This window comes from Roseovarius sp. ZX-A-9 (assembly GCF_028369135.1).
In the GTDB taxonomy this organism is placed as follows: domain Bacteria; phylum Pseudomonadota; class Alphaproteobacteria; order Rhodobacterales; family Rhodobacteraceae; genus Roseovarius.
Genome location: NZ_JAPWHW010000007.1, coordinates 118,857 through 132,010, shown reverse-complemented (window position 1 = coordinate 132,010; position 13,154 = coordinate 118,857). Strand labels below are relative to the sequence as shown.

General features: G+C 62.3%; 10 protein-coding genes. All 10 read right to left on the bottom strand.

Features of this window, described 5'->3' with window-relative positions:
• Nucleotides 1–101 precede the first annotated feature (101 nt).
• Nucleotides 102–623 carry a DUF2478 domain-containing protein gene (locus O3306_RS08940; RefSeq protein ID WP_272005931.1) on the bottom strand — a complete coding sequence of 174 codons (522 nt, stop codon included), beginning with the start codon at nt 621–623 and terminating at the stop codon, nt 102–104.
• A gap of 17 nt (nt 624–640) precedes the next feature.
• Nucleotides 641–1,900, bottom strand: coding sequence for a molybdopterin molybdotransferase MoeA (locus O3306_RS08935; RefSeq protein WP_272005929.1), 1,260 nt, complete (start codon nt 1,898–1,900; stop codon nt 641–643).
• Nucleotides 1,897–2,514 carry a carbonic anhydrase gene (locus tag O3306_RS08930; protein WP_272005925.1) on the bottom strand — a complete coding sequence of 206 codons (618 nt, stop codon included), beginning with the start codon at nt 2,512–2,514 and terminating at the stop codon, nt 1,897–1,899. The genes O3306_RS08935 and O3306_RS08930 overlap by 4 nt, the downstream gene beginning before the upstream one ends.
• 2 nt (nt 2,515–2,516) lie before the next feature.
• Nucleotides 2,517–2,678, bottom strand: coding sequence for a hypothetical protein (locus O3306_RS08925; protein ID WP_272005923.1), 162 nt, complete (start codon nt 2,676–2,678; stop codon nt 2,517–2,519).
• 41 nt (nt 2,679–2,719) lie between these two features.
• On the bottom strand, nt 2,720–3,517 hold the full coding sequence (locus tag O3306_RS08920; RefSeq protein WP_272005920.1) for a peptidylprolyl isomerase: 798 nt from the start codon (nt 3,515–3,517) through the stop codon (nt 2,720–2,722).
• Nucleotides 3,518–3,522: 5 nt separating this feature from the next.
• The gene (narI, locus tag O3306_RS08915; RefSeq protein WP_272005917.1) at nt 3,523–4,260 is read right to left on the bottom strand and encodes a respiratory nitrate reductase subunit gamma; all 738 of its coding nucleotides are present in this window, start codon (nt 4,258–4,260) and stop codon (nt 3,523–3,525) included.
• 12 nt (nt 4,261–4,272) lie between these two features.
• Nucleotides 4,273–4,989 (bottom strand): nitrate reductase molybdenum cofactor assembly chaperone, encoded by a 717-nt coding sequence (gene narJ / locus O3306_RS08910; RefSeq protein WP_272005914.1) that lies wholly within the window; start codon nt 4,987–4,989, stop codon nt 4,273–4,275.
• A 1-nt stretch (nt 4,990) separates the two neighbouring features.
• A complete protein-coding gene (gene narH, locus O3306_RS08905) occupies nt 4,991–6,514 on the bottom strand; it encodes a nitrate reductase subunit beta (RefSeq protein WP_272005911.1) in 1,524 nt (507 codons plus the stop codon).
• The gene (locus tag O3306_RS08900; RefSeq protein WP_272005909.1) at nt 6,511–10,239 is read right to left on the bottom strand and encodes a nitrate reductase subunit alpha; all 3,729 of its coding nucleotides are present in this window, start codon (nt 10,237–10,239) and stop codon (nt 6,511–6,513) included. Before O3306_RS08900 ends, narH begins: the two co-directional genes overlap by 4 nt.
• A gap of 62 nt (nt 10,240–10,301) precedes the next feature.
• Nucleotides 10,302–12,986, bottom strand: a complete 2,685-nt coding sequence (locus tag O3306_RS08895) for a nitrate/nitrite transporter (protein WP_272005906.1) — start codon at nt 12,984–12,986, stop codon at nt 10,302–10,304.
• Between the last annotated feature and the right edge of the window lie 168 nt (nt 12,987–13,154).

The window sequence follows — 13,154 nt, the reverse complement described above, 5'->3', positions numbered from 1 at the left end:
GCAGCATTGAGGCTGTGCAATGGGCCTGCTGCTCGCCGTACAGTAAATTCCGCAAAGCGGGCGAGCGGATAGGCGTCGGCCAGTGTCGACGCCACCCCGGCTCAGGCCAATGCGCTGCGTGCCCTGCAGGTCGTCTCGATCCAGTCGGCTACTGTCGCGCTGTCTGCGGCCAATTCCTGTGCCAGCCCATCCGCGAAGGATTCGAATTCCGCGCGATTCAGCGGGTTGAGACCCACCAGAACCGGCACATCCTGCGATAGCGCCTCGGCGATCAGGGGGCGGAAGCCGCGCCCGGCGGCTTCGTGCTTGCCGAATTTGTTCACGATCAGCAGGTCCGCGCCCTGCGCGAGGGTTTTCTGCACTTCGACAACGGCCCGCTCCAGCGCGGCCGGATCAAGCGCGCAACCACGTGCCTGCGGCCCCAACTCCTGCGAGATGCGGATGATTGGTCCGTCCGGCAATACCTGCACGTCCATGTCGCAGCGATGCGTCTTGGGGCGTGGCGTGTTGGTCTGAACCACGCCGATGACGGCGTGCCCCTGTTGGATCGCAGCGGCGGCGGTTTGGGTGAGAAAACGGTCGGTTGCACCCTGTTCGGTGTTCATCACACAGGCGATTTTCATGCGCGGGATCTTTCTGTTCATTGAAACGGCAGGAATTCAGCAAGGTCGCCTTGGCTCAGGCCCTCGCAATCGGCGGGAAACAGGATAAATCCATCGGCGGCCTGCGCCTGTGACAGGCGCGCGGAATAGGTGGTGTCAGGACAGACGACACATTCCAGCCCATCCGGTCCGTAGCCGACAATATGTGCCGGGCGATACTCGCACCGACCGGGCGTGTGCCGCAACGGACCCGTAACCCGGACATGCCGGCAGGTCGTGGTCTCGGGCATCGCGCCTGAAAGCCGCGCGATCATCGCCCGCCCGAGGATCTGCCAGAGCGTGAAGGCAGCCAACGGGTTGCCGGGCAGCGCCAGCACGGGCGTGCCGGAAATGGTGGCGACGGTGGTCGGCTTGCCAGGTTTGATGGCAATTCCGGCGACCTGGCTCTTGGCCCCGAGATCGGCCAGAACGTCGGCCATATGGTCGCGATCGCCTACCGACGCGCCCCCACTCGTCACGATCATGTCGTTGCGCCGGGCAAGCTTGAACAGCGTGGCGCGGAGCAGATCGGGTTGATCGGGCAGGCGGATCAGATCGACAAGCTCGCAGCCCGCCGCCGTCAGCGCGGCCGAGATCATCGGCCCGTTCACATCCCAGATCGCGCCTTCGGCAAGGGGGCTGCCTGCCGTGGTCAGTTCGTCGCCGGTCACCAGCACAGACACCTTGGGCCGGCAAAACACCTGAAGCTCGCCGGCACCAGCGCCTGCGCAACTGCCGATGGCCAGAGCATCCAGCCGTTGGCCCTCTGCGATCAACACATCTCCGGCGCGCTGATCTTCGCCGGGCAGGCGGATATGCGCCCCCCTGATGGGTGCAGAAATCAGCGCGATGGCGTTACCTGTCGCGGGCCGGGTGTCTTCCTGCATCACGACCGTGTCGGCGCCGTGCGGCAGCGGCGCACCAGTGAAAATACGCATGGCTGTGCCGGGGCGCAGTGTAGCTGGCGGCTGTCCCGCCGCGGCGGTACCGCTCACGGGCAGGGCGGCTGCCTGGGCGTCGCCGAACCGCAGCGCATATCCATCCATCGCCGCACAGGCAAAGCGGGGCAGGTCGGTTTGTGCCCGGACAGCCGTGGCAAGCACGCGCCCCGCCGCCAGGTGGAGTGGCACGCATTCCGTCCGGGTCTGTGGCCGAACGCAGGCCAGCGCCCATGCCAACGCATTGGGCACCGAGGCCAGGCTGCCATGCTCGGCGTCGCAGCCGCATCCGGGGGCGGGGATCGGGTCCAGCAAGGTCATTGCGCTGCATCCCGAGCGGACTGACCGTGCGAGATCGTGCAATCCAGATCGTGCAGCCGTCCGTCCTTCAACCCGTAGATCAACCCGTGAACCGCGACCCGCGCGCCGCGCGCCCAGGCGCGTTGAAGGATCGGTGTCTCTGCCACGCGGCTGACCCCGTCGATCACGTTCAACTCTGCCAGCCGGTCGCGGCGCGCCTCGGCATCCGTGGTTTGCGCCAGATCGACGGCATAGGCCCGGGCCAGACGGCGGATCGGTTCCAGCCAATGATCGGCCAAGCCGTGCGGCAGGTCGTCGGTCGCGGCCAGGACCCCGCCACAGCCATAATGGCCGCAGACGATGATCTCGCGGATTTCCAGCGTGTCCACCGCGAATTCAAGCGTGGACAGCATGTTCATGTCCGCGCTGTGGATGACATTGGCAACGTTGCGATGCACAAAGACCTCGCCGGGATCAAGCCCGGCCACCACATTCGCCGGCACACGGCTGTCCGAGCAACCGATCCAGAAAAATTCGGGCTTCTGCTGATGCGACAGGCGCGGGAAAAAGCCGGGCTCCTCGGCATTGCGCCGGTCCGACCAGTCGCGATTGCGTTTGAGTAGGGTTTCGAGCATGGTCACTGGCCTTTCTTGAGTTTTGCTACCGGGCGCGGGGCGTCCGTGCTGCTCTGTCCGGCGCCCGCAGTGCCGGGATTTTTCATCGCCTGCATGGCGACTATCCCGCGCTGTGTCAGGGGCGCGCAGGTGTCGCGATCCAACGGGGTATCCGCTACGTTCATTGGGATATTCCCGCTGGATGCTACGCTCTGGCACATGGTGTCTACTCGGGCCGTTCCGGCAGACCCGTGATTTCGGCTGCCGCCATCAACCTGCCGACGAAATCGCGCGATGCCTGCGCCCAAGCGGTCTTTTCCATCGCGGCGGCGATTTGTGATTTGACCGCCGCATAGGGCAACGTAGCTCCGTAGGCGACCGCATCCAGGCGGATGATGTGCCAGCCATGACGGCTGAGAACCGGGCTGGCTGATACCTCGCGGTCGGCCATCTTGCGCAGCGCGGCCTCGAATTCCGGCACCGCGTCGCCCGGCGTCATCTGGCCCAGCTGACCGCCATTGGCGCTTGACCCGCAATCGCTGTTGTCGCGCGCCAGCGCGGCAAAGTCTTCCTTGCCCGAGGTGGCGCGGGCTGCCAGGTTTTCGGCGCGCAGGCGGGCCTGTTCGCGCGCGGTCTCGTCGCGTGGATCGCAGGCCACCAATATGTGCGACACCTCCCATAGGGGCGGGGCGCGGAACCGGTCGGGGTCGCGTGCCCAGAGGTCATGCACGGCGTCGTCAGAGGGTGTGGCGACGTCGATCTCGGCCTCGAGAAGGCCCCGGATCAGGGCCTCCTCTTCGGTTTCGAACCGGCCCGGTGTCAGTTCCTGACACGCGGCCTTCAAACCGCGCCTGCGCGCCTCCTGCAACAGCAGCGCCCGCACCGCCAGGGCATGGGCGGCCTTGCGCCAGACGATGCCCGGCTTGCCCTTGGGGCCGGTGTGGTTCTGTGTCTCTGCCGCGATGTCGGCATGAGGCACGGTTTCGCCATTCACGATGAGATCAGGAAAAAGAGTCTTGTTCATCATGCTCACTCCGCCGGTTCATGCGCGGGGCGGGTCTGCTTGCGACGCGAGCGCACCAGTTGGTAGCCCGGGCGCAGCACGTAGCGGAAGGGGGCCGCCAGCCCGGATATCATGTGCACAAGTCGGGTGAACGGGAACAGCGTCACGATGATCAGCCCCAGCAGGATGTGGAATTTATAGAGCCAGTGCACATCAACCACCTGGGCCCACGCGTTGAGCTTGAGCATGACCACGCTCTGACTCCAGGTCATGAAGCGGACCATTTCGACTCCGTCCATATGCTCCAGCGTCAGGATGATCGTACCCAGCCCGACAAAGAGCTGCAACCAGATCAGCCCCAGGATCAGGATATCGGCAAAGCTGGAGTGGATGCGAATGCGCGGATCGAACAGCCGACGGTGCAGCAGCATCGTGGCCCCGATCAGCGCCGCGATCCCGGCGGCGCCGCCGATGACCACCGCCGCCCATTGTTTCAGCCCATGCGGCACCCCCAACGCGTCGATCAGCCAGAGCGGGGTGAACAGGCCGATCAGGTGGCCAAAAAACACCGTGAGGATACCGACATGAAACAGCACCGAACCCCAGATCAGCTGCTTGCGCCGCAAGAGCTGGCTCGACGAGGATTTCCAGGTAAAGGGGTCGCGCTCGTAACGGGCGATGCAACCGACGATCAGCACGGTCAACGCGACATAGGGCATGACCCCGAAGATGAAGTAGTTGATATCGAAATTGGCGAATAGCATTTCTGATCCTCCCTATTCTGCCGCGTGCGGCGCGGGGGTTACGGGTGTGTCCATACGCGACAGCATGTCACGCACCTGGGGGCAGCCTGCATTGGGGTCCGGGCCAAAGGTGACTTCGCTTTCCTCCCAGACCGCATCCAGCGCCTCCAGATCCTCGGGATCGACCTCCTCGGCTTTCAGCATCTCGGCGACAGCCTGTCGGTCAGCCTTGGCGCCCGACAGTTGCACCAGCGCGTCAAAGACCGCCGCATAGGCACTCTCGCGCCGGACAAGCCGTTCACTCAGGGCAGCAAAGATATGGGCCGCGTCGGCCAGTATCTCTTGTGCCTCGGAGGCGGGCACCATTGACAGGAATTCCAGCAATACCGGCAGGTGATCAGGTAGTTCGGACGTGGCCGGGTCGTAGCCATGTTCGCGATAGGTCTCGATCAGCGACACCATTGCACCGCCCCGGTCGCGGCTCTCGCCGTGGACATGCTCGAACAGGTTGAGCGAGAGCGTACGCGACCGATCGAAGAGCAGCACAAACTGCTCTTCGAGGTCATAGATGTCGCGCCCGCCCAGCTCCTCCACGAGCGGGCGCAACGCTCGGCGCGCGATGGCCGTCAGGCGCGAATCCGAGGCCAGGACGCCTCCGATCTCGGGCATGGCATGCTGCAACTCGCGCGTCGGGTAACTCAGAACCAAGGACAAGGCCTTGAGCGTTCTGTCGTGCAATTGGGGAGCCATATCACATCACCTCCGTGGGCATTTTCAGGGGTTTCTTCGAGCCGCCAAAGAGCGAGCCCTTGGAGATGCCGGACGAGCATCCGTTGCCGTCGGTAAAGCCACAGCCGCCGCGCAGGTCATATGCCTCTTCAACCTGCTCGCGATGCGTGGTCGGGATCACGAAACGGTCCTCATAGTCGGCCAGCGCCATGATCTTGTACATGTCCTCGATCATCCGGCCGCTCAGGCCGACGCGTTCCGCGATGGCTTCGTCCTGCACTCCCTCGATGGTCTTGGCGCGCATATAGGACCGCATGGCCAGCATGCGTTCCAGCGCCGTGACCACCGGGGCCTCGTCGCCCGCAGTCAGCATGTTCGCTAGGTATTTCACCGGGATGCGCAGATTTTTGACGTCGGGCATGTCGCCATCGCTGCCGATCTTGCCGGCCTCTGCCGCGTTCTGGATCGGGGAAAGCGGCGGGATGTACCACACCATCGGCAGGGTCCGGTATTCGGGATGCAGCGGGAATGCCACTTTCCAGTCCATCGCCATTTTCCAGATCGGGCTGTTCTGCGCACCCTTGATCCAGTCCTGCGGCACGCCGTTCGCCTGAGCGGCCGCGATCACCTCCGGGTCGTGCGGGTCGAGGAATACGCCCAGCTGCGCATCATAGAGATCAGTGGTGTTTTGGACCGATGCGGCCTCTTCGATCTTGTCGGCATCATAGAGCATCACGCCCAGATACCGGATGCGCCCCACGCAGGTCTCCGAGCAGACCGTCGGGTTGCCGCTTTCGATCCGGGGATAGCACAGCGTGCATTTCTCGGATTTGCCGGTCGACCAGTTGTAATAGACCTTCTTGTAGGGGCAGCCCGACACGCACATCCGCCAGCCGCGGCATTTTTCCTGGTCGATCAGGACGATGCCGTCCTCTTCGCGCTTGTAGATCGCGCCCGACGGGCAGGATGCGACGCAGGTCGGGTTGAGGCAATGCTCGCACAGGCGCGGCAGATACATCATGAAGGTGTTTTCGTACTCGCCGTAGATCTCTTTCTGGATGCCTTCAAAGTTGTAGTCTTCGGATCGCTTGGCGAATTCACCGCCGAGGATTTCATCCCAGTTCGGGCCTTTTTCGATCTTCTCCATCCGTTTGCCGGTGATCTTGGACCGGGGGCGGGCGGTCGGAAAGGCGTTCATTTCCGGGGCTGATTTCAGGTGGTCATAGTCGAAATCGAATGGTTCGTAGTAATCGTCGATCTCGGGCAGTGACGGGTTGCCAAAGAGATTTGCCAGGATGCGCCATTTGCCGCCCTGCTTGGGCTGCAACTTGCCCGCAGCCGTCCGAACCCAGCCGCCATTCCAGCGCGCCTGATTTTCCCAGTCGGTCGGATAGCCGGTGCCGGGTTTGGTCTCGACGTTATTGAACCAGGCGTATTCGACGCCGTCGCGGCTGGTCCAGACGTTCTTGCAGGTGACCGAACAGGTATGGCACCCGATGCATTTGTCGAGGTTCAGCACCATGCCGATTTGTGCGCGCACTTTCATTGTGCTGCCTCCTTCTCATTCGCCGGCTGATCGAGCCAGTCCACTTTCTTCATCTTGCGCACCACGACGAACTCGTCGCGGTTGCTGCCCACGGTGCCGTAATAGTTGAAGCCGTAAGCCTGATGGGCATAGCCGCCGATCATGTGCGTGGGCTTGAGAACCGTGCGGGTGACCGAGTTGTGGATGCCGCCACGATGGCCGGTTTTCTCGGAACCGGGCGTGTTCACGATCTTTTCCTGCGCGTGATACATGAAGGTCGTGCCTTCCTTGATGCGCTGGCTGACAACGGCGCGGGCGGTCAGCGCCCCGTTCACGTTGTAAAGTTCGATCCAGTCGTTATCGACAATGCCGACCTTCTGCGCGTCCACCTCCGAGAGCCAGACCACCGGGCCGCCCCTGTTCAGCGTCAGCATCAGCAGGTTGTCGGTATAGGTCGAATGGATGCCCCATTTCTGGTGCGGCGTGATGAAGTTCAGGTGCAGCGTATCGCCTTCGTCCTGCACGGCCTCGGTGATCGTCTTGAGGTCGACGGGGGGGCGGTAGCTCATCAGGCCCTCGCCAAAGGCGCGCATCCACAGGTGATCCTGATAGAGCTGCTGACGCCCGGTCAGCGTGCGCCACGGGATCAGTTCATGCACGTTGGTATAGCCCGCGTTATAGCTGACCTTTTCGCTCTCGATGCCAGACCATGTGGGTGACGAGATGATCTTGCGCGGTTGGGCGGCGATATCGCGAAAGCGGATCTTGTTGTGGTGTTCACCATCGGCCAGATGGGTGTGCTTGCGCCCGGTGGCCTTCTCAAGGGCCTGCCAAGCCTTGACGGCCACTTCACCGTTGGTCTCGGGGGCCAGCATCAGCACCGCCTCGCAGGCGTCGATTGCGGTGTCCAGCTGTGGCCTGCCGGCGGCAGTTCCGTCCAGTTGCCGACCGCTGAGATCGCCGAGGTTGTCGACCTCGGTCTGGGTGTTCCAGGTGATCCCCTTGCCGCCATTGCCCAGCTTGTCCATCAGCGGGCCAAGCGCCGTGAAGCGATCATAGATCCGCGAATAATCCCGTTCGACCGCGATAAAGCTCGGCGCGGTCTTGCCGGGAATCAGGTCGCATTCGCCAGCTTTCCAGTCCTTCACCTGATCCTGCGCGATTTCGGCAGGGGTGTCGTGCAGGATGGGCAGGGCGACAACATCGGTTTCCACCCCGAGGATTTCCGGCGCGACCTCCTGGACCTTCTTGGCCAGCGCCTTGAAGATTTCCCAGTCCGATTTGGACTCATACGCCGGATCAACCGCCGCCTGAAGCGGGTGGATGAACGGGTGCATGTCCGACGTGTTCATGTCGTCCTTTTCGTACCAACTGGCGGTTGGCAGAACGATGTCGGAATAGACGCAGGTGGTGGACATGCGGAAATCGATCGTCACCAGCAGATCCAGTTTGCCGCGCGGTGCTTCCTTGTGCCACTTGGCTTCCTTGGGCAGTTGACGGCCCTCTTCGCCCAGATCCTTGCCCATGACGCCGTGTTGGGTGCCCAGCAGGTGTTTGAGAAAATATTCATGCCCCTTGCCCGAGGAGCCCAGCAGGTTCGACCGCCATACAAAGAGGTTGCGCGGCCAGTTCTCGGGCGCGTCGGGATCTTCGCAGGACATCTGCAATTCACCGGATTTCAACTGTTCGGTGACATAGGCCGCCACGTCCTTGCCAGCGGCCTTGGCGGCGCGGCCCACCTCCAGCGGGTTGGTTTTCAATTGCGGTGCCGATGGCAGCCACCCCATGCGTTCGGCGCGGATGTTGAAATCAATCATGCTGGCATCCCAGTCGCCCGCCGGTGCGGTGGGGCTGAGGATTTCCGACGCCTCCAGCGTCTCATAGCGCCACTGGTCGGTATGGGCATACCAGGCCGAGGTCGCGTTCATCTGCCGTGGCGGGCGGTTCCAGTCCAGCGCGAAGGCGACCGGCAGCCAGCCGGTTTGCGGGCGTAGTTTTTCCTGGCCCACATAGTGGGCCCAGCCACCGCCGCTCTGACCGACGCAGCCGCACATCACCAGCATGTTGATGATGCCGCGATAGTTCATGTCCATGTGGTACCAATGGTTGATACCGGCCCCGAGAATGACCATGGATTTGCCCTTGGTCACTTCGGCATTCTGGGCGAATTCGCGTGCCACATGGATGATCTTGTCGGCGGGGACGCCGGTGATCTTTTCGGCCCAGGCGGGGGTGCCGGGCATCTCATCGGCATAGTCGGCCGTGACCCAGTCACCGCCCAGCCCGCGATCCAGACCATAATTGGCGCAGAACAGGTCGAACACCGTGGTGACCATGGCTTCGCCGTCGCGGGTGGCCACCTTGCGCACCGGGATGTTGCGGGTCAGCACGTCGGGATGGGTGGCGTCGGTGGCGAAATGTTTATGTGCCGCACCACCGAAATAGGGGAAATCGACGCCGACCACGTCATCGTGGTCCTCTTCCTGCACCAGGGTCATTTTCAGCCTGGTGTCGGCATCATGCGCACGCTCTTCGAGGTTCCATTCGCCCTCCTGGCCCCAGCGATACCCGACCGACCCGTTCGGCGCGACCAGTTTCCCCGAGGTTTCGTCCAGCGCGACCGTTTTCCATTCGGGGTTGTTCTTCTCGCCGAGCTTGTCGTCCAGATCGTCGGCGCGCAGGAAACGGCCCGGGATCAGCCGCCCGTCCTTTTCTTCGAGCCTCACCAGCATGGGGAAGTCAGAATATTTGCGGGTGTATTCCTCGAAATACTCGACCTGACGGTCGAGATGGAATTCGCGCAGGATGACATGGCCAAAGGCCATCGCCAGTGCCGCATCGGTTCCTTGCTTGGCGGGCAGCCAGACATCGCCGAATTTTGCAGCTTCCGAATAGTCGGGGCAGACGACGGCGGATTTCGTGCCCTTGTAGCGCACTTCGGTATAGAAATGCGCGTCGGGTGTCCGCGTCTGGGGCACGTTCGAGCCCCATAGCAGCAGATAGCCGGAATTGTACCAATCGGCCGATTCCGGCACATCGGTCTGTTCGCCCCAGGTCTGCGGGCTGGCGGGGGGCAGGTCGCAATACCAGTCGTAGAACGACATGCAGGTGCCGCCCATCAGCGACAGATAACGCGTGCCGGCGGCGTAGGAAATCATCGACATGGCCGGAATGGGTGAGAACCCGAAAATCCGGTCAGGGCCGTAGGTCTTGGCGGTGTAGGCATTGGCAGCGGCCGTGATTTCCAGCACCTCGTCCCATGTGGCGCGCACGAAGCCGCCCCTGCCGCGGGTCTGCACATAGCTTTGGCGCAGGATCGGGTCATTCTGGATCGCGGTCCAGGATTCGATGGGCGATTTGGTTTCGCGCATCTTGCGCCAGACCTTCATCAGCCTGCCGCGAACCAGTGGGTTCTTCACCCGGTTCGCGGAATAGAGATACCACGAATAGCTGGCACCGCGCGCACAACCGCGCGGCTCGTGGTTGGGCAGATCGGGCCGGGTGCGCGGATAATCGGTTTGCTGGGTCTCCCAGGTCACGATGCCGGATTTGACGTAGATCTTCCAGCTGCACGAGCCGGTGCAGTTCACCCCGTGGGTGGAACGCACGATCTTGTCGTGCCGCCAGCGGTTGCGATAGGTGTCCTCCCAATCGCGATTTTCGCGGGTTACCTGGCCGTGGCCGTCCGAAAATTGCTCCAGTTCCTTGGATTGGAAGAAGTTCAGTCTGTCGAGCAGATGGCTCATGTCATTCTCCTGTTTTTGGCGGGCGGCGCCCGGATCTGCCGGGCGCACTGGATTTCATGGGTTCAGCAGGGAACCGGAGCGGACTTGCGGCTGTAGAACACCCAGCAGATCACGGCGCAGACGGCGTAGAAGCACAGGAACGCCCAGAGCGCGCCGTTCGGCGCCCCTGTCATGGCGATCGAGGTGCCGTAACTCTTTGGGATGAAGAACGCGCCGTAGGCTGCGATGGCCGAGGTGAAGGCGATGATCGCGGCGCTTTCACGATCCGATTGCTTGAGCGATGCGGCCTCGTCCAGTTGCGGCATCAGGCGCGGCACTTCCTGGCGCATGATCGACGGGATCATCTGGAAGGTGGAGGCGTTGCCAATTCCGGTCAGCAGGAACAGCGCCATGAAGCAGGCAAAGAAACCCCAGAAGCTGCCCGCGGCATTTGCCTCGGATGGCAGGAATTGCAGCACGCCAAAGACGGCGACAATCATCCCGACAAAGGTCCAGAAGGTCACGCGCCCGCCGCCGAACTTGTCAGATATCCACCCTGTGCCCGCCCGGCTGAGCGCACCGACAAGCGGGCCGAGGAAGGCGTATTGCAGTACGTTCACATCCGGGAACTGGGTCTTCATCAGCAGCGGGAAACCGGCGGCATAGCCAATGAAGCTGCCGAAGGTGCCGGTGTAGAGGATGCACATGATCCAGTTATGTTTGCGGCTGAAGATGATCGCCTGATCGGCAAAGGATGATTTCGCCGAGGCAATATCGTTCATGCCCAGATAGGCCGCGATCGTCGAAAGCAGGATGAAAGGCACCCAGACGAAACCGGCGTTCTGCAACCAAAGCTGACCACCATCGCTCAGCGGTTGCGGATCGCCACCGAGTGCTCCGAAAACGCCCATGGTAATGACCAGCGGCACGAGGAACTGCATGACCGACACGCCCAGATTGCCCAGCCCGGCATTCAGCGCCAGCGCATTTCCCTTTTCCGCCTTGGGGTAGAAAAAGCTGATATTGGCCATGGACGAGGCAAAGTTGCCGCCGCCCAACCCGCACAGCAACGCCAGCACCAGAAAGATCAGGTAGGGGGTATCGGGGTTCTGCACCGCATAGCCGATGCCCATCGACGGCAGCAGCAGCGACGCGGTGGATAGCGTCGTCCAGAGCCTGCCGCCGAAAATCGGGACCATGAAGCTGTAGAATATCCGCAGCGTGGCCCCCGAAAGGCCGGGCAATGCGGCCAGCCAGAACAACTGCCCCTGGTTGAAGTCAAAACCGATGGCAGGCAGCCGCGCGACCACGACGGACCAGACCATCCAGACCGCAAAGGCCAGCAGCAGCGCAGGGATCGAGATCCACAGGTTGCGCCGGGCAATGGCGCGGCCCTTGGCCGCCCAGAAAGCCTCGTCCTCCGGGTGCCATTCCGCCAGAACGGCCGAAGAGGGGACCTCGGGGATCGGCATCCCTTCGAATTCTGGCAGTTGCGGCAAGGCATCGCGGGCAATGTCCGGGTTGGCCCGCTCCATGCTGCGCACGGCCATGTGCATCCAGACAAGCGCAATGCTCACGAGGATGAACAGAAAGGCAAAGCAGGTCGTGTAGACGCCTGTGAGGTCCAGCAATGCGCCGAAGATGATCGGCAGGACAAACCCGCCCAGGCCACCGATCATGCCGACCAGACCACCGACCGAACCGACATTGTCAGGGTAGTAGACCGGGATATGCTTGAAGACCGCCGCCTTGCCCAGGCTCATGAAAAACCCGAGCGCAAAGATCGCCAGAACAAAGGCGCCAAAGCTCATGCTGGTCGAAAACGTGATATCGCCGTGCACCGCGTGAATCGTGTAGGTCGTCGGCGGATAGGACAGCATGAACAGCATGATCAGAGAGAAACCGAACGTCCAGTACATCACCGAGCGCGCACCGAAACGGTCGCTCAGATGTCCGCCATAGGCGCGAAAGATGCTGGCCGAGAGCGAGAAGGCAGCGGCCGCCATACCGGCGGTCCGGATGTCCACCTTGTACATGTCCACCAGATAGTGCGGCAGCCACAGCGCCAGCGCCACGAACGCCCCGAAAACAAAGAAATAGTAGAGCGAAAACCGCCAGACCTGCATGTTCTTCAGAGGCGCCAGCTGCGCGGCGATCGTGGCTGCCTTTCCACCCGATTTGCGGCGCGCCTCGAATACCGGGTCATTCTTGGCGAAGAGGAAGAAGACGATGGCGATGGCGGCAAGCCCAAGGGCCCAGATATTGGCCACGGCCTCCCATCCGTAGGCCACCATGATGAAGGGCGCGCCGAACTTGGTGACAGCGGCGCCGACATTGCCAGCCCCGAAAATACCAAGCGCGGTGCCCTGTTTCTCGCGCGGATACCAGTGCGAGACATAGGCCACGCCAATCGCGAAGGATCCACCGGCCAGCCCGACACCAAGCGCGGCCAGCAGGAACATCGGATAGGTTTCGGCCATGGTCAGCAGCCATGTCGCAGTCGCGGCCAACAACATCTGAATTGGAAACACGATCCGTCCGCCGAACTGCTCGGTCCAGATGCCGAGGATCAGCCTTGTCAGCGAACCCGTCAGGATCGGGGTCGCCACCAGAATGCCGAATTGCGTTTCGCTAAGGCCCAACTCGCTTTTGATCTGGACGCCGATGATCGCAAAGATGGTCCAAACCGCAAAGTTCAGCGTGAATGCGAAAGTACTCAGCCCGAGGGCCCGGTTCTGATCGCTTCGCATCGCGGGTGTCGTGGTCATCACAAGTCCTTTCAGATGAGGGCGCGCCTTTGACGCTCAACTTTCAGGGTATGTGATGTCCATTGAGCCGGATTTTCGGTTTGATCGAAATCAGGTACGAGCCGGGGATGAGCGAAATAAACGATGGGGCAAAAAAAGTCAGATCAGCATCTGCACGGATCAAGCCAG

Bases quoted from the DNA above. Each gene is read 5' to 3' on its own strand.
- O3306_RS08940 (WP_272005931.1), bottom strand. From the start codon at position 623: ATGAAAATCGCCTGTGTGATGAACACCGAACAGGGTGCAACCGACCGT.
- O3306_RS08935 (WP_272005929.1), bottom strand. From the start codon at position 1,900: ATGACCTTGCTGGACCCGATCCCCGCCCCCGGATGCGGCTGCGACGCC.
- O3306_RS08930 (WP_272005925.1), bottom strand. From the start codon at position 2,514: ATGCTCGAAACCCTACTCAAACGCAATCGCGACTGGTCGGACCGGCGC.
- O3306_RS08925 (WP_272005923.1), bottom strand. From the start codon at position 2,678: ATGAACGTAGCGGATACCCCGTTGGATCGCGACACCTGCGCGCCCCTG.
- O3306_RS08920 (WP_272005920.1), bottom strand. From the start codon at position 3,517: ATGAACAAGACTCTTTTTCCTGATCTCATCGTGAATGGCGAAACCGTG.
- narI (WP_272005917.1), bottom strand. From the start codon at position 4,260: ATGCTATTCGCCAATTTCGATATCAACTACTTCATCTTCGGGGTCATG.
- narJ (WP_272005914.1), bottom strand. From the start codon at position 4,989: ATGGCTCCCCAATTGCACGACAGAACGCTCAAGGCCTTGTCCTTGGTT.
- narH (WP_272005911.1), bottom strand. From the start codon at position 6,514: ATGAAAGTGCGCGCACAAATCGGCATGGTGCTGAACCTCGACAAATGC.
- O3306_RS08900 (WP_272005909.1), bottom strand. From the start codon at position 10,239: ATGAGCCATCTGCTCGACAGACTGAACTTCTTCCAATCCAAGGAACTG.
- O3306_RS08895 (WP_272005906.1), bottom strand. From the start codon at position 12,986: ATGACCACGACACCCGCGATGCGAAGCGATCAGAACCGGGCCCTCGGG.